We start from the raw sequence: 19,004 nt of genomic DNA on the forward strand, positions 1-19,004 counted from the left end.
ATACCTTTCACATGAAACCGCGCCGGGTCCGCCCTGCGCGGTTTTTTGTGCCTTGTAGCTGCCCGCGCAAGCGGGAGGGGGGATGACGTACCCCTTGGACCAAACGGCCACGCTCTGGCGAGCGCGGCTACGGCGCTTACAGACGATAATCCAGGCTGACGAAGTCCAGCACCTCCAGCCACAGGACCTGCCAGATGCGGAGGGTATCGCCATGAATGCGGGCGGTGCCGGTCATACCGGGGCGCAGGCTGGCGTCTGCGTTGGGCAGGGAGACGAGGACACCATACGTGACCTCCAACGGCATAAGATTGCCGTCGGCATCGGGCTGGGCCGCGACATCTCCGCCGAGGGTGGCGATGAGGTTGGGCGGCAGCTCGGTGGCAGGGGCGGTTTTCAGATCTTCGGTGACCTGGCCTTCATAGGTTCGCGTGGACCGCGCAGGGACACGCAGTTCCACCTTTTGCCCAGCGCGGATGTGGCGGGCGTGGCGTTCATTGAGCGGGATAAAAAGCTGGAGCGGCTGCAGCGGGGCGATCTCGCAGAGGGCATCGCCAGGGCGCATGCTGCCAGCCATGAGGCGCTCCAAATCCGGTGTCAGGACGATGCCGGTTTCCGTGGCCCGGAGGGTGAGCTTAGCGGCCAGGCGCTCCGACTCAGCCAGGGCCACTTCTTGCTCGGCGAGGGCGGCTTTGGCCTGCTGGTAATAAGCGGGGGCATCGGCACCAAGAGTCATGTCAAGCTGGCGGCGGGCGCGCTCGACCAGGAGGCGGCTCTTTTCCACCTCGCTGGTCAATTGGACATTGGACAGGACGGCCACGACATCACCTGCCGCGACGGTTTGTCCAGCGACCACTTTGATCTCCACCATCCGGCCAGGAACTTCAGCGCGAATCCATTCAGCCCGTACGGGACGGAGCACGGCGGGGCGTTCCACCTTGATCTGCCAGGGGCAGAACAGGAGGCCGGCAATGATCACCGCCAGCAGGCCAAAGGCACGCAGCGGCCGCCGCCAGGCACCCGGGGTGGAGGCGGACTGGGCGAACTGTTTTTTGAAGAAGCTGCTCACGGGCACGATTAACATGGAGACCACCGCCCCAGCACCGATGGCATCCCCCAGCCAGCTCAGGCCATAAGGCTCCAGCAGGAAATGGAAGATCATCGCAATGCCGAGGGTGATCTGCAGCAGGTAGAGCTGGGCGGTGATGCTATACAAGACGAACCATCCACGATTTTTCCGTGGCAGCAGCCTTTCCACCGCCGGGGGCGTGCCGCCGCCGAAGAAGACCCGGCGAAAAAGGTCGCTGACGCACATCTGCGCCTTCGCACGCAGATTCGGCACGCCGAGGATGTCGGTGAGCATGTAATAGCCGTCGAACTTCATCAGCGGGTTCGCATTAAAAAGGATGGTCCACACACTGGTGATGAGCATGAGGTTAAACAGAAGCTGCTGTGTGGGACCTGGCTGCGAGACCGCCCAAAGAAGGGTGGCAATGGCCGCGATGATGAGCTCAATGTAGATGCCTGCCGCAGCGACAAGAATACGATGCCGCCGTTTGGGGAACAAGTAGCTGTCGGTGACATCGGCATACAGAAAAGGGCTGAAGACAAGGAGCATGGCCCCCATTTCATGGACCTCGCCGCCGTAGTGCTTGCACGTGAGGCCGTGACCAAATTCATGGATAACCTTGACCAGAATGGTGAGCACCCAGACGAGGGCCAGATTCGGCAGGCTGAGGAAGTCATTCAGAGACGGGGCGATGCGTGGAAAATTCACCGCAAACACGGCGATACCCGCCAGCAGAATGATCATGCTGAGAGCGAAGCCTCCCCAGCTCCATATCCAGCGCATGTGGCGCTCCATGCGGATGAGCAGCACATCTGGATCCCACAACGGGATCTTCAAAAACAGCGCCTTCATGAACAGGCCCCACGGGGTCAAGGGCTTGTGGCGCAGGCGCTTCAGCTCAAGCTGGCGGCGGGCACCGGCAGCGGTGGCTTCTAGAAATCCTGCGGTGAGAAGTTCCGTGGCAAAAGCAACGATGCGCTGCGTGAGTGCATCCTCATTTTGAGCCAGACCGGTGTGCGGATGGCTGCGGGAAAAGGTCTCGCGGATCTGGCGGACGGAGCGCCTGCCGTCGAAGAGGGCGGCCAGCGCATAATCCTCCGCAGGCAGACGGAAGTATTTGAGCGAGAGCGGATCCTTAATGATGGCGAAAGCGCGGCCTTCGAAAAGTTGATGGCTGATGGCCAGGTCTGACCTGAGGGCCGATGGCACGATGTCATCCGTGGATGAGGGGGCCTCCCCGACGACCTCAGTGATGGACAGTGCCGCTGTCATGTTCCACTTATGGTTTGGCGAAATCTGCCTCCACCCTCATGCCGGCCTTGAGGCGGAGGTCCGCATTGTCCACGCGCAGCTTGACCCGGTAGAGGCCGCTTTCCGCATCCAGCCGGGGATCGAGGAAAACGACTTCGCCAGTGATCTCGCCCGGCTCGGGCAAAGAGGGGACCAGGAGCTTTTTTTGATCTCCCATTTTCAAATTCAGCGCCTGGGCGGGCTCCAGATAAAACTGCGCTTCCACCTGGCGAATGTGGACGATTTGCAGCAGCACTTCATGAAGCTGCACGGCCTCACCCGGCTCCTTGCCCCGGCTGACGACGACGCCTTGCAGCGGGGCGGTAAGCGTCTTTTGCTTCACCCTCACGACGGCGGCATCCCGCTGGATGCGGGCCAGGTCATGCTCAATGCTTTTGCGCAGCGCTTCCTCGCGGGTGCCGATGTTTTCCTTGAGCAGCTTTTGCGCGGCTTCGTGATCAAACTTGGCTTTCTCCAACACCTTTTCCGCGCGCTCGACATCCAGCTTTTCCAAGTCATCAACGAGATGGACGAGGGGCTGGCCGGACTCGACGGTATCGCCTTCATCCACCAGGATCTCACGGACCAGGCCTTCCACCGGAGTGCCAACTTTGACCTCATGCAGGGGCAGAATGAGACCAGGCACCACACCGGCCTGGACAACTGTGGCAAGCATTACCAGCGGCAGACAGATGCGGAGTGTGGAGAAGAAAAGACGCATTTGTGACAATAAGATACGCGACAGTGTCCCGATATGCATGCGTCTTGCACGTGTAAAATGGAGATGGATTTGGCAATCGCCAAAGCTCGTCTAAGATCGCCGCATGAAACCCGCTCCTCCCGTGACATCTCCTGTGCTGCTCGGCATCGAGGGCGGCGGCACGCGGACAACGGTGCGGCTGGTGGATGGAACAGGCAGCACGTTGAAAGCCTTTCAGGCGCAGCCGGCGGTGCTCTCCCTGATGACCGACCGGGAACTGCGCTGGCACTTGCGGGACATCGCGGGGCGGCTGCCGCTCAAGCCCGAGGCCATCGGCATCGGACTCGCCGGAGCGCGGACGGCGGCGGACCAGGAGCGTCTGCGGCGGGCCACGGTGAGGGTGTGGCCGGGGATCCCCTGCGTGGCCACGAATGACCTGGAGACGGCGCTGGCAGCGGCTCCTGCACCAACCCAGGAGATACCGAGAGTGCTGGTGCTCAGCGGTACGGGTTCCTGCTGTTTTGGCCGGACACCGGATGGCCGCACGGCCAAAGTGGGCGGGCGCGGGCACATCATCGGAGACCGGGGCAGCGCCTGTGACATCGGCCTGCGTGCGCTGCGGGCGGTGATGGCAGACCTGGACCACCGGGGGCGCATGGGTCCGCTGGGGGCAGCGATGCTGAATGCGCTGATGTTTAATGATCCCGACCAGCTCATCCCCTGGTCAGTCCATGCACCCAAGACGGAGATCGCCCAGCTTGCCATCACAGTCTTTGCCGTGGCGGAACAAAAGGATGCACTGGCCAAAAAGATCCTCAGTGATTCCGCTGCGATGCTGGCGGAGGATGCCTGTGCCTGCGCCAGCCAGCTTATGGAAGTGGGTGGGCCGATGGAGTTTATCCTCAATGGCGGCGTGATGCTGAGGAATCCTGGCTTCATGAAGGATGTGACGCGGCGTATCCGGGCCTGCTGGCCAAAAGCACAAGTGAGCCCGCTCAAAGGGCCGTCTGTCTTTGGCGCAGTGAACCTGGCGAGGGCGGCGTTTTCGAATGCCTCCCCTGCCCCGAGGCGCGTGACGCGAGAGATCAAGGTAACTTCATCATCGTTGGAGCTTCCCGCTTCCATCGCAGACCTGGCGGTGCTGAAGGAATCCCCCACAGAGAAGCGCAATCCACGCTCCATGAAGCTGGATCGCTTGGGCATCGTCAAGGGCATCGAACTGATGCTAAGTGAGGATGCCCTGATCCCTGATGCCATCCTCAAAGAGAAGCGGGCGATCAGCCAGGTGGTGGCGCAGGTGGTGCGGGCATTTGAAAACGGAGGCCGTCTTTTTTATGCCGGTGCAGGCACCAGCGGCAGGCTGGGGGTGCTGGATGCGAGCGAGATCCCGCCCACCTTCCGTGCGCCCAGGGAGCAGGTCCAAGGGATCATTGCAGGCGGGCGGCAGGCATTGTGGAGTGCTGTGGAAGGCGCGGAAGATGATGCGCAGGCCGGGGCCACGGCGATGAAGCATCGCCAGCTAGGCCGGGACGATGTGCTTCTTGGCATCGCGGCCAGCGGCCGGACGCCCTTTGTGTGGGGAGCCATTCATGAGGCCAATGAGCGTGGCGCTTTCACGGCCCTGCTTTGTTTTAACCCGGCCATCCGCACAGCGACAAAGAAGATCCCTCACGACGCCTGGAAACCGAAGGTGCTCATCATCCCCAATGTGGGTCCGGAAGTACTCACCGGCTCCACCCGGCTGAAATCCGGCACCGCGACGAAACTGGTGCTCAACCTCATCACCACCCTGGCCATGACCCAGGTGGGCAAGGTGATCAGCAACCTGATGGTGGACCTAAACCCTTCGAATGTGAAGTTGCGTGACCGTGCCCTGCGCATCCTGGCGGAGCTGACGGGATGCAGCCAGGACGAGTCAAGGGCGGCGCTGCAAGCAACGGGCTGGCAGGTGAAGGAGGCTTATGAGAGGCTGAAGTGATGCGGGCACTCTTGCCTGCAATTCTTTGATGCCCCTGGCTGTTCCTGATCTGCAAACACCTTTTTATTCCGGGCTGAACCTCAAGGTGTGTTTATCTCCATTGGCCTTCGTTGCAGGCAGGAGTGCCCGCATCACTTCGCTGCCACATCCCGGTTGTTCGGTGTGTAGTATTCAAAGTAGCCGATCATCATTTCATCATAGGTCTGCTGGCCCCAGCGGACGTTTTTGGTGGGATCGGGGTTGGCGGGGTTGTTTTCGCTGTTGTCAAAAACGGCGGTGATTTTCACCTTGCTGCCTTTGGCCAGAAACTTGGGCACGGCGCAGTCATATCGTAGCTGCCAGTTGAAGTCATAACGGGGTATGTCCAGCAGGACTTCTCTCTCGCCGCCAGGAGGGGTGACCTCAAACTTGAAGGCTTTACCGCGCACATGCATGTGGGCCATGAAGGCCATGACGTTCATGTCACGGGGCACCGTCTGCTCTTTCACCTCGATATGATTGCCCTCGCCAGCGGGGATGTTTAAACGTGGATGGGCGACAGCAGCAGTATGGACCACGTAACGTGGTTCCGCATTGGCAAAGACGAGGCCCATGCGGAGCTGGTCCTGAGTCTTTTTGCCATTGGGGGTGTAATGAATCTGAAAACTCACCGTGGCACCGGCGGGCAGCTTTTTGGCAAAGCCATCCGGCCAGACACGGGCGGCATTTCCAGGTACATAGGCAGCCCAGTAACCTTCCGCTCCTTCACCCCGGTCGCGCACGTTGCTGCCTTTGGGATGCACCTGGACGATGACGTGGTGGACCACACTTCGGTCCGTGGGCATGATCTCGTATCCCTGCACCCAGCGGTCCTCCTCCAGGGTGGTGGTGGTGGTGACGAACTGATAAGGCATGACACCTTCGGCCTTGATGCTGACGGGTTTCGGGAGTTGCACAATCAGGTCCGGCTGGCCGATGGACCATTCTTCAGGAAACTGACGCGGCTTCGGCGCATCGGCGGGATTGCCCAGGGGACGGTCGCTGGCCAGCCAGGTGAGCAGATCCGTTTTATCCTGAGGAGAAAGAGAGACGTCATTCAGCCACGGGGAGTGCTGGCCGTCCGGCGGCGCGGCGGCGAACCAGGGTGGCATGACCCCGCGCTCCACCTGCTTGCGGATCATGCCTGCATTCTCAATAACATCCTCATAGCTCTCCAGGCTGAAAGGGCCAACGGCATCCTTGCGATGACACTCCACGCAGTTGGCCTGCAGGATTCGGGAGATCTGGTGATGATAAGTGACGGAGGTCTGGGCGATAGCGGCCTCTTTTTTGAAGTCCAGTTCGCAACCTGGTGCGGTGGTGGCGGCGATGGCCGGGACCTCGTTGCGCAGCATGGCGGCGATGGCATCGCGAAGATACGTCTTGTTAGGCTTGTCCTTGGAATAACCCAGTCCGTACTGGTCATTGACGGCACCACGATAGACGAGCGTGCGGGCGGCATCGAGAAGAAAGACCTCCGTGGTGGTGGTGGCGGCCAGTGTGGCGGTCAGCCGGCCCTCCGCATCATGGATGACGGGGGACTTCAGGCTGTGGACAGCGGTGAATTTTTGAATGTCCTCAATCGTTTCCGTGGCGACGGGACAGACGAGAAGCATGCGGATCTTTTTGGCGGCGGCATCCTTTTCCAAGCGCGCCAGTTCCGGCCCCAGCTTGCCACTGATGGGACAGGTGGCGCCGAAAAAGGCGAGGATGATGCCCTGCCCTTCCGCCAGATGCTGGCTGAATGGTTGCTCTTTGCCGCTGCTGTCTTTCAGCGTGAGATCCGGGACGAGGTGGCCCACGCCATGCTCGGAGCCTTTTAAAATGACTGGTGCTTCCGTCAGGGCGGGATCTTCGCTGGCTGGTTTCACCGGGGTGGTGTCGGGCACGGGCTCGCCTTTTTTGCGCAGTTTCAGCATGGCCTCAGTCGCCTCCGCCAGGGTGACGCTGCCGTTGCCGTCCTGGTCCAGAAAGCGCATCCAGCGGGGATTCGTCACCTCATCCGCCGTCAGCAGGCCGTCTTCGTTTTTATCCAGGTTGTCGAAAGCCGCGATGCCGGTTTTAGCGGCAGCCGGCTGGCCGAGGAAATTTCCCGAGACAAGGAGGGCTAAGAACAGAGGAGCGCGTTTCATGCAATGCTGCTGGGTGACGGGAGCGCAGGAATTGTATGACAGGGGCGGATGTTTTTTGTTTATTTAGCTGGCGCGTTTTTAAAGCAATACATCATCCCGTCATCCGCACCAAAGAGCACATAGTCCCCCGCCACAGCGGGCGATGTTTTCACCGAGGCGCCGATTTCATACTGCCACAGCTCCTTGCCCTCCTTGAGATCCAGCGCATACACATAACCGTCATCGCTGCCAAACAAGGCCGCTTTCCCCGCGCAAATCACCGCGCTGCTGTCCACACGCCCGCGGCAGCGGTATTCCCACAGCATGGTTCCCTTCACCCGGTCAATGGCATGGAAACGACGGTCGCGCCCGCCGACAAACACCCCGTTTTCCCAGATCGCCGGCCCGGCATAAAATTCAAATTCCCGCTGCCCGTATTCCCAGATGAGCGCCCCGTCTTCCAGGTTATACGCCCCCACGCGGCTGCCATAATGGGAAACATACACGACTCCGTCAGCAATGGCCACGTTGTTGCCAATGTAGGAGCCCACCTCGATCTGCCGCTTCTCCTCACCGGTCATCACATCATGCACGTGCAGCACGCTGTCACAGCCGCCAAAGACCACCACCCCATCCCCCACCGCCGCACCGCCATTGATGTAATAACCCGTCTCCGCCGCCCATTCCTTTTTCCCCGTCTTCGCATCCAGGCAATAGACGTTGTAGTCATAGCTGCCGATGAGGATTTTCTGCACCCCGGTTTTTGGATCGGTCCAGGTATTGGAGGCCGCATGGATCTCCGCATCCGTTTCGTACTTCCACACCTCCGCTCCAGTTTCCGCATTCCAGGCATAGACAAAACCATCCTGGCAGCCTGCCACCACCAGATCTCCTGCAAACGAGGCCGCACCATCAAAACCACCTTTGGCCGTCACCTCCCACTTCTTTTCACCCGTCGCCAGATCAAGAGCATAAAACTTGCCGTCTTTGCACCCAGCATAAACTTTGGCATTACGCACCACCGCACTGCTAACCAGCATTTCCGCCTGCCCTTTGGGCTTCTCCTGCATCTTGAACTGCCAGGCCAGTTCCAGTGGATAACGCAATTCCACTGCCGAGACCCCCGTCATCGCCTCATTGCCACGCGAATGGACCCAATCTCCCGCCGTCTGCCCTTTGATCTCAGCGCTCGAAAAGAAGGCAAACAGGGCGAAGGCACACAAGGGATGGAGAAGGAGCTTCATCGAAGACAAAAGAGGGCGCATAGGAATGAATACGAGTAAACGGCCATGTCCGGCCGGATGTTCCAGGAACGTCCGTTCAAATGTCGGTTGGCAGAACATAGACAGACCTGTCTTTATATCCAACATTTATTGACCGCCACCTTCTTTGCAGGTGTACTCCCGACATGAAACTTGGCTTCCTGTTATCCCTCAGCCTCAGCGCCTCGATGTTTGCCGCAGAGCCGCTGGTTGAAAACTTCATCAAACATGGAAAGGCTAACTCCGCAGGCACTGTCGCCTACAGTTACGATGCCTCGGTTTATTCACCGGATGCTGACCTCAAAGACCTGCCCATCGGCGTCTTCGATTCCGGCATCGGCGGACTCACCGTTTTGGAAGCGATCCTGACATTGGATGCCTATCACAATGACACGCTAAACCCCGGCGCGGATGGACGGCCTGATTTCGAGAATGAGCGCTTCATCTACTTTGGCGATCAGGCCAACATGCCCTACGGCAACTACTCCAGCGCTGGCAAAACCGACTACCTCCGGGAGCTGATTCTCAAAGACGCCACCTTTCTGCTGGGCCGCCGATGGTTCGACCCGAAGAGCCAGACCTTCCGCCAGGACAAGCCGCCGGTAAAAGCCGTGGTCATCGCGTGCAACACCGCCACAGCCTATGGAATCGAAGACATTAGGGCCATTTTTCAAGCCTGGAAGGTCCCGGTCAAAGTCGTCGGCGTGGTCGAAGCTGGAGCCCGTGGCGTGCAAGAATCCAGACCCGCAGCCTCCGGCAGCATCGGTGTGCTGGCCACCGTCGGCACCTGTGCCAGCGGAGCCTATCCGCGCGTCATCGGCCAGACACTGGGCCTCGCAGGCAGACCCGTTCCCTCCATCACCCAGCAGGGCAGCATCGCCCTGGCTGGGGTCATTGAGGGCGATCCCGTCTTCACGCAATCCGTCGGCGACTGCGCCTATGATGACATCCGCGCCCTGCTGGAGGCTCATCGCAAAACGGCCAATCCCCTTCCCCTCAGCACCCTGGTTCTCGGCTGCACCCATTTCCCCTTGGCCAAAGCCGAGCTCACCGCCGCACTGACCGCCCATCGCATGGACCCCGCCTTCAGCAGCCTCATCGCCCCCGAGGTCACTTTTGTGGATCCCGCCGAATGGACCGCCCGTGAGCTCTTCCGCACCCTCGCCTCCGCCCGCCTGCGTCGCCGCCCCCCGCCCACAGAACCCGATTTGTTCTACCTCTCCTTCCCCAACCCGCTCAGAAAAAACCTCCCCCTCACCCCGGAAGGCGGTCTGGAAAAAGACTTCAAATACGGTCGCGAGACCGGTGCCCTGGATCGCGAAGACACCGTCAATGCCCCCCTCCGTCGCGATGACCTCCCCGCCGTCGGCCGCAAGCTCGTCGAAGGCCGCCTGCCCGCCGTCTGGAAAAGCATGGGCAGCCGTTAGTTTTTAGCCCGCTCGAGATTCAGCAACTGCCGCCGAAACTCATTGTTTTGAGCGACCAGCGCCTCCAGCAAATCCACCATCAGTTCCTGCCGGTCACGCTGACGTTGCCAGCCTTCTCCAAGGAAATAGAAAATAGCCATTCCCATCCAAAAATAAACATTCCATCCTAGGCGACCTTCAACCGCCATGAAAATGGAAGCAATGGCAACGCTCGTGATTCCCGGAATGACATAGCGCCATCTTACTTCGCGTGGTGGTCTTTTAACGCGCATCAAAAGATCCGTGGCACGTGGAACGACGATTTCCACATCCGCAACATTATCCAGATCCAAGATCGTATGGGAAGATTTTGTCATAGCGACGATCAGCATCGCTAAGGGACAACAGAATGAAAAGCAAAAATCCGGCAGAGCAAACTCCGCCGGATTTCCAAATGAAGCCTCTGTAATCTTAATGCCCCACTTCAGCCGGAGCATCCAGATCCTTCGGTGGCCAGAAGGCGAACAGAAGCAGCACGGCAGCAGCCAGTGACATTCCCGTCGGCCAGAGGAAAAGCTCGCGGTAATTCACCACCCCGTCCGTGGTCAGGCTGCCTTGCAGCGGAATGAAAATCCATTTTGCTGCCAGGTCTCCCAGACCAAGCACCAGCAGGTTGAAGAGTCCCTGCGCACTGGACCGCACGTCTTTGGGGAATGCCGCATCAATGAAAATGTACAGCGTGGCAAAGAAGAAGGCATAGCAGATGCCATGCAGCACCTGCACCAGGATAATCATCGTCTGGTTTTCCGGCATGAAGGCAAACACCGCAAACCGCGCCGCGTGGCCCAACACCCCTAGGATCATCGTCGTTTTCCAGCCCATTCGGGAAAGGAACCAGCCCAGCATGGCCATCGTAATGATTTCCGCAATCTGGCCAATGCTCATCACCGGCATGATCCACTGCGCGTCAATGCCCACCGTGGAGCTGCCCAGGAACCCGCCAGCCATCAGGAAGTACCCGTTGTGAATGGTGGAATCAATGAAGGTGACAATGAACAGCACCAGGAGAAACGGCTTCTTCAAAAACTTCACCGCATGCAGCCAGGCAAAACCGCTTTCTCCTGCCTTGGCGGGTTTTGGCGGTGTGTGGGGCAGGCTCAGGCTGAATACCGCCAACACCAGGGAGGAGATGCCGGAAACCAGGAAAATATTGCGGCTGGCCGACACCGCCTCAGCCCCCGCCTTGCCTTCCAGCACAAAATAAAGTGGCCACGCTGCCAGCATCCAGCCGATGGTTCCACCCATGCGCACCAGGCCAAACTCCTTCTGCGCATCCTTCAAATGCGTGAAGGCAATGGAATTGGACACGGAAATCGTCGGCACATAAAGCATCGAGTGCACCAGCATCAGCCCAAAGAAGGTGGGGAAATCTTTCGCCCAATACATGCCCATGATCGCCAGACCGCCGACAAGGTGGCTGAATGACATGAACTTTTCCGCCGCGAAATTCCGGTCGGCAAACTGGTTGCTGAAAAAGATTCCCAGGATGGAGGAGATGGCGAACGCACTGCCCACCCAGGTGATCTGCGCATCTGTAAAATTTAGCCCGTCCTTTCCCATATACCCCCAGATCAGCGGCAGCCACGCCCCCCAGATAAAAAACTCCAGGACCATCATGACGAACAGCTTTTTGGCAGCAGGGGATTTCATAGATCGGGAATAAGGCGGCGAGAATAGGGAGCGTAACCAACGCTGGCAAGACAGGATTCCTGACAGGGCTCTTTGCTTTTCGTTCACGACCCGTTTGGACCGGCTTTGGCCAAGAGCACGCCGTCCTTGTCATTCGCGGCCAGCGCGCTAAGAATGCATCCCCGCATGGCGTGTTTGGATGTAGCCATGCTATCCGACCCTTTCCTTCACATGACCGCCGACACCCTCCCCATCGAACACACCGAAGAAACCAACGCCCGCATTCTGGCGGTGAGCGAGGACCGTGTGAAGGGCTTCCACCAGCATCCTTTCCAGTTCATCGCCGAAGAGAGCGGTCTGCCGTTTGAGACTGTGGTGGAGCGCATCCGCGCCATGGTTCAGGGCGGAGTCATCCGCCGGGTGCGCCAGACCCTGCTGGCCAACAAGCTGGCCGAAGGTGCCCTCGTCGCCTGGAAGATTCCGAATGACAAGCTTGATGCCGCCTTTGAATTTATGTTCAAAGAGGACCCCTTCAGCGGCCACGTCGTCCTGCGCTCCACCGACCGCGAAGTCAGCGGCAGTGAATACAAGCTCTGGACCACGCTCAAAGTCCCCCAGGGCACAGACATGACCGAGCACGCCGACGTGCTGAAGCGCCTCACCGGTGCTGAGGAATACCTGCTCATGCCCGCCCACGGCATCTTTGCCCTCGGCGTCGGCCACGTCCGCCGCAAGACGATGGAGCCTGGTGAAAAGGCCGACGTCCCCGCCAAGATGATGACCACCAACATCGCCGATCTGGACGAGGAAGAATGGAACGTCCTGCTGCATCTGAAGGGCGAGCTTTCCGTGGACGAGATCGGCCCGGAGCCCTGGGCAGGCCGCGCGGAAGCTGCCGGCACCACGCTGGAGCGCTTCTGTGAAGTGGCGAAGAACTTGGACAAAAAGGGCGTCATTGGCCGCTTCTCCACCTTCCTGGAGCATGTGAAGCCCAGCCAGACCGGAGTGCGTGTTACTCGCTTCAACGGCCTCTTCCATTGGAAAGTACCTGAGGGCTTGCAGGAGCGCGGTGGCAGCGAAGTGGGCCGTCACACCATCATGACCCACTGCTACTGGCGTGAAGGCGGCCCCCGCTTTGGCAATGTCAACATCATGGGCGTGGTGCACGGCACCGACAAAGACCTCATCATGAAACACAAGGCCGCCATTGATGAGCACCTGGCCTCCATCGGAATCCCGGTCGAATACACCAATGTCTTCTGGGGTGGCCGCAGCGAGATCAAGCCCAGCGAGATCAGCCCCATCATCTATCGTGAGTGGCACAAAAAATGGGCGGGTGTGGAAGGTCCGGTGATTTGATTTTTGCCGGGTGATGGGCGAAGCAAGGCGGTCAATACACCGCCTTGCGATGAAACAAAAAGCTCTCCAGCAGCAATACTCCGAGCAGCCCCCAAATTAGGACGCGCGAGAGATTGCCCAGGCCGCTGGAGCCGGTGATCTTTGGCAGAGACGATGCAGCCGTATTCGCTTCTGCTTTTTTAGCGGGAACATTCGTTTCCATGGCGGAGGCCAGCACACTGGCCCCTGCCCTGCCATCCGCCGTCTGCCATGAGCCGATGCGCTGGATGGCCAGCAGGCCTGCCGGGATGGATTCGGACGTCTCGACAAACTGAGTTCCGTTCCATTCCGTCCATTGGAGCAGACCAGATTCCTCCAAAAGATCCCCCGGATGCTGCACCCGGAGGCCGGAAGTCGCATCGTTGTTCTCCGCGCACCAGTAGAGCGCATTGCCCAGCATCAGGGGGAAGGCCGGAAGTAGCGCCAATTGCTCTGACCGCGCCGGTGAAAAGGCACTCACCACGACCCTCTGGCCATTGACCTCCCCTGTCGCCAGCACGGGCTCCGTTCCTGCCATCCACAAGGGTTCAAAGGAACTTCCCAGGTCCAGGACGCCTGTTTGCGTGATGGCCAGGCGGCTGGCGGAGACACGAAACAGCACCGGATGATCCGGTGCCACACTGCGTACGCTGTCATGCGGAAGCCCCAGTCCCTGAAGGCGCTTCATCTGCACCGGTCCAGCCGTTTTGACCGGGTTCAGCGCGATGACTGGCCGATCCGTGGGCCATTCCTCCGGCAGCCATTGCTCAAAGACATACACATCCGGCTTGTCCTTCATCGGCCAGGCGGCGGGTGTGCCTTTGAGCATCTCGATCCGCCCCGCCTCAATCATGGAAGTCATCGCCAGTTCCGTGAACGGATCCGGCTGATCCGCTACCCAGGCCACCACCAGCGGCCTGGCGTTCGGCAGTGGAGCCGCCACAGCATCATCCCAGCTCAGGCAGTCTCCCGCCGCCTTCAGCCGCAGTTCCACACGCTGACCGCGCACGCCTTCCAGCGGCAGGATCAGCGCACTTGCCTCCCCAGGCTCCAGTTCCAGCTCCCGCAATTGCGCCAGCCTGCCGCCAAGGTTGATCTCCAGGGTCGCCGTCACCTTGCCCGGATTCGCCGCCGCAGCCGTCACTTGTACGAATCCCTCATACCGGTCGCGGGCCAGCGGTGCCGGCCGAATCTGAAAACCCGTGATTCCCACATTCGTAAGGCTCGGCAGGGCCACGCTGGTGAAGTCATAAGCCAGCCCGTCCGTATCCAGCCACGCCTCATCGCCCACATGCCAGACCTGCGATCCCGTTTCCAGTTCAGCCAATCGCTGTGCCACGGTCCTGGCCGCATCCGGACGGCCCTCCATCGGCAGGGGGGTGATCTCATCCAGCAGCCGCAGGCACTCGCGCCGGTTGCTGTTGCGGGAAAGCAGCACCTGGGCTTTGGCATCGTAAGCCACCAGTGAAACCACCACCTGGTCAGGCAGGCGGCTCAGCCGGTCGCGCATCACCCGCCGCGCCTCCTCCACCCGCGTGCGTCCAGCCATATCCTTAGCCGCCATCGAGGCCGAGCGGTCCACCACCACAATCACCGCGCCCGGCGAATCCTTGCCCGCATCCCCAACCGGCCGCGCCAGCGCCAGGACGGCAAACAGGATCACCAGCAGTGTCAGCAGCAACGACAGCCATTTTTTAATTCGCCGCAGCCACGCCGACTCCTGATGCTCCCGCGAAAGTGAACGGAAAAATAGCAACGTCGAAACCGGCACCCGCCGAGCTTTCTTCCTGAACAGGTACAAAGCCAGCGGAATCAGCGCCAGCCAGGCCAGATGCAGAAGATGAGGGGTTAGGAAATGCATCGGATTAGAATTGGATCCGGTTCAAGTCCCGGGAAGAATGAATAATTCGGACAACTTCGATTCCATCTTTAATCTGGCGATAGAACAGGCAATATTTGCCCACAGGATACAACGTAATGCCACACATCACGCAGATCTTCAATCGCGATAGGCGAATAGATAATCTCCGCCATACGCCTTAGTCAGACTTGGCTGTCGAGCGCTCTTGATGCATCCGCTGAACAAAAGCATCCCAGTCAAAGTTTGCAATGCCTTCTCCACGGTTCAGCGGTTCCAGCCCTGCCTGAATGTCATTTCTCAGCATGTGTAATTTCTGTCTCTCCTCCGGATTCAGCACGTCTTCGTCTAATGATGCGAGTTCCTCTTCTTCCATTGCTTTGTACAAAGCATTGACGACAAATTCACCTTCATCGGAATAGCGCCCTGAACGGACAGCCTCCGTCACAAACGACTGAAGATCGTCCGGCAGTGAAATGGCAATCTGAGACATGAAAAGATTATAACGCTCGATGGTCCCAGGTCAATCCTACACCCCGCCTGCCAGTGCTGTGCCTCGGTTCAGCAGATCCAGGAAGCGTTCCTCAAACGGTTCCTCTGCACCACACTGCATGAAGTCAATGCGGTGGGCCGCACACTCGCGGGAGAGGTTCTCGCAGAAAGCATCGAAGCTGTCCACATACCGCTGCACATCGCGGCGGGTCAGCCAGAAGCGGCGTTTTTCACCGGTCTCCACTTCGGCCAGCTCCACCTCGCCTTCGAGGGTAGGCTGTCTTTCTTCCGGATGCAGGATCTGCACAAAATGGCACTCGCCGGGCCAGGCGGCAGCACGCTTCACGGCCTCGGCGGCCGTATTGACATCCCGGCCAAAGAAATCCGAGATCACAAAGATCACGCCATACCTTTGCCGGGTGGGATGAAAGTCCGTAAAGCCTCTCTCCAGGTCCGTAAAGCCGCCATACTTCAACCGTGTGGCCGTCTGGATGATCTTCTCAATGTTCCCCTGCCCTCGCAGTGGCGGCAGTTCCTGGCGCACGGTGTCGTTCAGCGAATACAGGCTGACCCGCTGCTGCCCGGCCAGCCCCAGATAGGCCAAGGCCACGGCGAAGCGCAGAGCCTGGCGGCGCTTTTCCCCATGCGGCTCCGCCATGGAGCCGCTGGTATCCACCAGGATGTGCAGGTTCAGCTCCTGCGTCTCCTCATAAAGCCGCACAAAAAGCTTGTCCAGACGCGCATACAGCCGCCAGTCAATCGCCCGGTAATCCTCCCGTGGCGTATATTGCCGGTAGTCCTTGAACTCACGCGTAAAGCCCGTTGCCGGGCTGGATTGTGAACCCCGCCGCATCAGGGACCGCCGCTTCCGCAGGCGCACCGCCAGGGATCTCAACCGGTCCAGAAAGGCCGCATCAAAGAGATCATCGCGGGCAAGGGGTTCGTTGGACATCAGGCGCAGAGTGTTCGGGGTGTATAGACCAGGGGGTATTCATGAGCAACCGGCAAGCAACGCTTATACACACGGTCTGAATGCCCAGCCCTTTCACCCATCGGCCTTATTCAAAAAACGCCAGCCTCTCATCGTCCAGACTCAGCCGGTACATCACCTGGTTATAATCATACCTCGGGGTCGCCACCGGATTCCCGGAAAAGGTCTCCGTATAGGTGCCCTCAAAATAAATGACCCGTCCTCCATCCTGGTCAAAGAACGCATGATGCCGGGGATTGTAAAAGCTGTACTTGGGATGACTGGCCACTTTGACCGCCTTCCTCCACGGGCCCTCTGGAGCTGGAGCCTCCGAATACCACACCTCTCCCAGCATGGAGCCCTCGCCCATATTCTGATTGGCGATCATGATCCAGCGCTTGCGATATTCATTCCATTGGATGCTGCACCGATGCACCAGTACATCCTTGCCTGTGGCTGCATCCTTGATTTGTAGTCGAGCCTTGTCCGCAGGCATCTTTCCGTCGCGGATCATTTTGGCCTCGCTCCCTTGGGTCACCGGCGGCTTGTCCTTCTGCCAGACATATTCGCCTTTTTCCTCAGACCAGGCCAACGCCTCATAAGCCGCCGGGTTTAAAACACTCCCATATTCCGCCGCCACCCGCGTCACCGCAAAGCTCTGGCTGAAGTATAAATAATCTCCTTCCTCACCGCTGACCCGCACCGCATTCCCCTCAGGATGCTGCCAGTCAAATTCATCCCCCAGTTGCAGAACCGGCACAAAATGGCCCCGCGTCTCATCAAACTCCACCAGACCATGCTCCACCCGTTTATCCAGGCGTTCAAACCGGCCATAATGACCTAACAACTTTTCATTTTCCTCCGGCCCGGTCACCGTCAGCAGCCCGAAAACCCACACCACCCCCGGCTCCTGCATCGGCACCATTTTGCGCAGCTCACCTTTACCCTCCGTCAAGTATTCCAAAGACAGTCCCTCATCCGGCTCCAGCCCACCCTTCGCCGGGTGGTCGGACCACGCACAGGTACAATGAAAGTTCCCCAACGGATAGCTGGCCCGGTTGGTATCCCCCCAGAGCCAGAACAGTCGCCCCTTCCAAGGCAGGGCCTGTACACTGTCCTGCCCCATCACACCCGCATTCAGATTTGGCCTGGGCAGCGGGCTTTCCAGTCCCAGCAGGGCCGTATCCCGGTAGATCCCCTGCCCTGTGACCCGGTACATTCGCTCCGCAATGTTATGCCGCATCACCTTCACCTCAATGCGCTCACCCGCCTTCGGTTTGATTCGCACCCCCGCATAACCGAATCCGTCTTTGGGCATCGAATACCCCGGCCCGCTGACGTGGAAAAACACTTCCTCATTCATCAGCCCAGGTTCCTGGAAGGCGATCCAGCCCGCACTGTCGCTTACAAAGGTCTGGTGATTCGTCGTCGTCAGGCTGATCAACGGTACACCGCGCCCCGTCTGCGCATCCACCACCTGAATGCCAAACCAGTCCTCCGGGGCGGACCAGACCGTGAAGGGAAGGAGGAAACAGGCACATAAAAGACGCATGACGGCATCATTATCAGCCTGTTTGCCTGCGTAAAAGCACGAATCAGTCATCAAACAGCGAAGTTCAGCAGCGAACGGCTTGTATCCTGCCCATTTCCAGGCTACATGCCCGGTTCATGTTTGTCGATCAAATCAAAGTCTATGCCCGTGCCGGTAAAGGTGGGGATGGCAGTATGCATTTTCACCGGGGCAAGTTCCGCCCCAAAGGCGGTCCGGATGGCGGTGACGGAGGCCGGGGAGGCGATATCGTCCTTCTGGTGGATTCCAGCACCAACAGCCTGCGCCAGTACTTTTTTAATGCCAAGCTCGTCGCCAAAGACGGGAACAAGGGCAGTGGCAACATGTGTTCAGGAATCTCGGCCGATGAAGTCGTGTATAAAGTCCCTAGCGGAACTGTGGTTTCCAGGGTCATCGAGGAGGAAGATCCTGAAACTGGGGAGAAGACCGTCCGTTACGAACCCGTGGCCGACCTCACCGAGGTGGGCGAACGTTTTGTCCTTTGCAAAGGCGGCAAGGGCGGCAAGGGCAATGTCCATTTTAAAACCAGCACCCATCAGGCTCCGCGTGAGTTCACTCCGGGTGAAGATGGAGAAGAAGGCTATTTCCACTTTGAGCTGCGCAGCATTGCCGATGCCGGCTTCGTCGGTTTCCCAAATGCTGGCAAGTCCACCATGCTCTCCAAGCTGAGCGCGGCCAGACCCAAGATCGCCAACTACCCGTTCACCACCCTGCAGCCCATGGTGGGCGTAATCCACTTTGGCGACCACCGCCGGGGGACCCTGGCAGACATTCCCGGACTCATCGAAGGCGCGCATCAGAACGTCGGCCTCGGCCATGACTTCCTCCGCCACATCATGCGCTGCCGCATCCTCCTCTTCGTCGTGGATGCCGCAGGAACTGAAGGCCGCGACCCGGTGGCAGACCTGGAAACCGTGCGCAAAGAAGTCTCTCTCTACTCCAAGGAGCTTTCCAAACGCCCCTGGCACATCCTGGCCAACAAGATTGATGTCGAAGGAGCCGATGCCAATGTGGAGCGGCTCAAAGAACGCTTCAAACGCGTGAAAATCTTCCCTGTCTCAGCAGAATCCGGCCTTGGCCTGGACAAGCTGCGTGACTTCCTGGACAAGAAAATCGGCCAGCGTTTTGAAGTGCTGAAATAGCTCTCGCAGGCCAGATTCTAAAATGCAAAAAGGGCAGGGTTCGACAAGAACTCTGCCCTTTTTACAAACAGTCAG

General features: G+C 59.2%; 14 protein-coding genes. 4 read left to right on the forward strand and 10 right to left on the reverse strand.

What is annotated here, in order from left to right; genetic code table 11:
* Positions 1 to 136 precede the first annotated feature (136 nt).
* Entirely contained in the window at positions 137 to 2,338 is a 2,202-nt protein-coding gene (locus WJU23_RS09210; RefSeq protein ID WP_346332261.1) for an efflux RND transporter periplasmic adaptor subunit, read from the reverse strand.
* Positions 2,339 to 2,345: 7 nt separating this feature from the next.
* A complete protein-coding gene (locus WJU23_RS09215) occupies positions 2,346 to 3,077 on the reverse strand; it encodes an efflux RND transporter periplasmic adaptor subunit (protein WP_346332262.1) in 732 nt (243 codons plus the stop codon).
* A 103-nt stretch (positions 3,078 to 3,180) separates the two neighbouring features.
* On the opposite strand from WJU23_RS09215, the gene WJU23_RS09220 reads away from it, so the two are divergent.
* A complete protein-coding gene (locus WJU23_RS09220; RefSeq protein ID WP_346332263.1) occupies positions 3,181 to 5,034 on the forward strand; it encodes an N-acetylmuramic acid 6-phosphate etherase in 1,854 nt (617 codons plus the stop codon).
* Positions 5,035 to 5,165: 131 nt separating this feature from the next.
* Here WJU23_RS09220 and WJU23_RS09225 read toward each other — a convergent pair whose 3' ends face one another.
* Positions 5,166 to 7,184 carry a redoxin domain-containing protein gene (locus WJU23_RS09225; RefSeq protein WP_346332264.1) on the reverse strand — a complete coding sequence of 673 codons (2,019 nt, stop codon included), beginning with the start codon at positions 7,182 to 7,184 and terminating at the stop codon, positions 5,166 to 5,168.
* A gap of 59 nt (positions 7,185 to 7,243) precedes the next feature.
* A complete protein-coding gene (locus WJU23_RS09230) occupies positions 7,244 to 8,407 on the reverse strand; it encodes a PQQ-binding-like beta-propeller repeat protein (protein WP_346332265.1) in 1,164 nt (387 codons plus the stop codon).
* Positions 8,408 to 8,571: 164 nt separating this feature from the next.
* Here WJU23_RS09230 and WJU23_RS09235 point away from each other — a divergent pair, with 164 nt between their 5' ends.
* Positions 8,572 to 9,852 (forward strand): aspartate/glutamate racemase family protein, encoded by a 1,281-nt coding sequence (locus WJU23_RS09235; RefSeq protein ID WP_346332266.1) that lies wholly within the window; start codon positions 8,572 to 8,574, stop codon positions 9,850 to 9,852.
* Here the strand turns inward: WJU23_RS09235 and WJU23_RS09240 are convergent.
* Together WJU23_RS09240 and WJU23_RS09245 are read right to left on the reverse strand one after the other, a co-directional pair.
* On the reverse strand, positions 9,849 to 10,328 hold the full coding sequence (locus tag WJU23_RS09240; RefSeq protein ID WP_346332267.1) for a hypothetical protein: 480 nt from the start codon (positions 10,326 to 10,328) through the stop codon (positions 9,849 to 9,851). The genes WJU23_RS09235 and WJU23_RS09240 overlap by 4 nt on opposite strands.
* Positions 10,303 to 11,541: a nucleoside permease gene (locus tag WJU23_RS09245; protein ID WP_346332268.1), complete on the reverse strand. Its 1,239-nt coding sequence runs from the start codon at positions 11,539 to 11,541 to the stop codon at positions 10,303 to 10,305. The genes WJU23_RS09240 and WJU23_RS09245 overlap by 26 nt, the downstream gene beginning before the upstream one ends.
* 210 nt (positions 11,542 to 11,751) lie before the next feature.
* Between WJU23_RS09245 and WJU23_RS09250 the strand changes: the two genes are divergently transcribed.
* Entirely contained in the window at positions 11,752 to 12,879 is a 1,128-nt protein-coding gene (locus WJU23_RS09250) for an Lrp/AsnC family transcriptional regulator (RefSeq protein ID WP_346332269.1), read from the forward strand.
* Positions 12,880 to 12,910: 31 nt separating this feature from the next.
* On the opposite strand, the gene WJU23_RS09255 is transcribed toward WJU23_RS09250, so the two are convergent.
* From WJU23_RS09255 to WJU23_RS09270, 4 genes are all read right to left on the reverse strand, one after another.
* Positions 12,911 to 14,758: a VWA domain-containing protein gene (locus WJU23_RS09255; protein ID WP_346332270.1), complete on the reverse strand. Its 1,848-nt coding sequence runs from the start codon at positions 14,756 to 14,758 to the stop codon at positions 12,911 to 12,913.
* Between the two features lie 178 nt (positions 14,759 to 14,936).
* Positions 14,937 to 15,248: a hypothetical protein gene (locus WJU23_RS09260; protein ID WP_346332271.1), complete on the reverse strand. Its 312-nt coding sequence runs from the start codon at positions 15,246 to 15,248 to the stop codon at positions 14,937 to 14,939.
* Positions 15,249 to 15,284: 36 nt separating this feature from the next.
* Positions 15,285 to 16,199, reverse strand: coding sequence for a DUF58 domain-containing protein (locus tag WJU23_RS09265; RefSeq protein WP_346332272.1), 915 nt, complete (start codon positions 16,197 to 16,199; stop codon positions 15,285 to 15,287).
* Positions 16,200 to 16,305: 106 nt separating this feature from the next.
* Positions 16,306 to 17,769, reverse strand: a complete 1,464-nt coding sequence (locus WJU23_RS09270; RefSeq protein WP_346332273.1) for a hypothetical protein — start codon at positions 17,767 to 17,769, stop codon at positions 16,306 to 16,308.
* A gap of 116 nt (positions 17,770 to 17,885) precedes the next feature.
* On the opposite strand from WJU23_RS09270, the gene obgE reads away from it, so the two are divergent.
* Positions 17,886 to 18,929 carry a GTPase ObgE gene (obgE, locus tag WJU23_RS09275; protein ID WP_346332274.1) on the forward strand — a complete coding sequence of 348 codons (1,044 nt, stop codon included), beginning with the start codon at positions 17,886 to 17,888 and terminating at the stop codon, positions 18,927 to 18,929.
* Positions 18,930 to 19,004: the final 75 nt, after the last annotated feature.

Source organism: Prosthecobacter sp. SYSU 5D2, assembly GCF_039655865.1.
GTDB lineage: Bacteria > Verrucomicrobiota > Verrucomicrobiia > Verrucomicrobiales > Verrucomicrobiaceae > Prosthecobacter.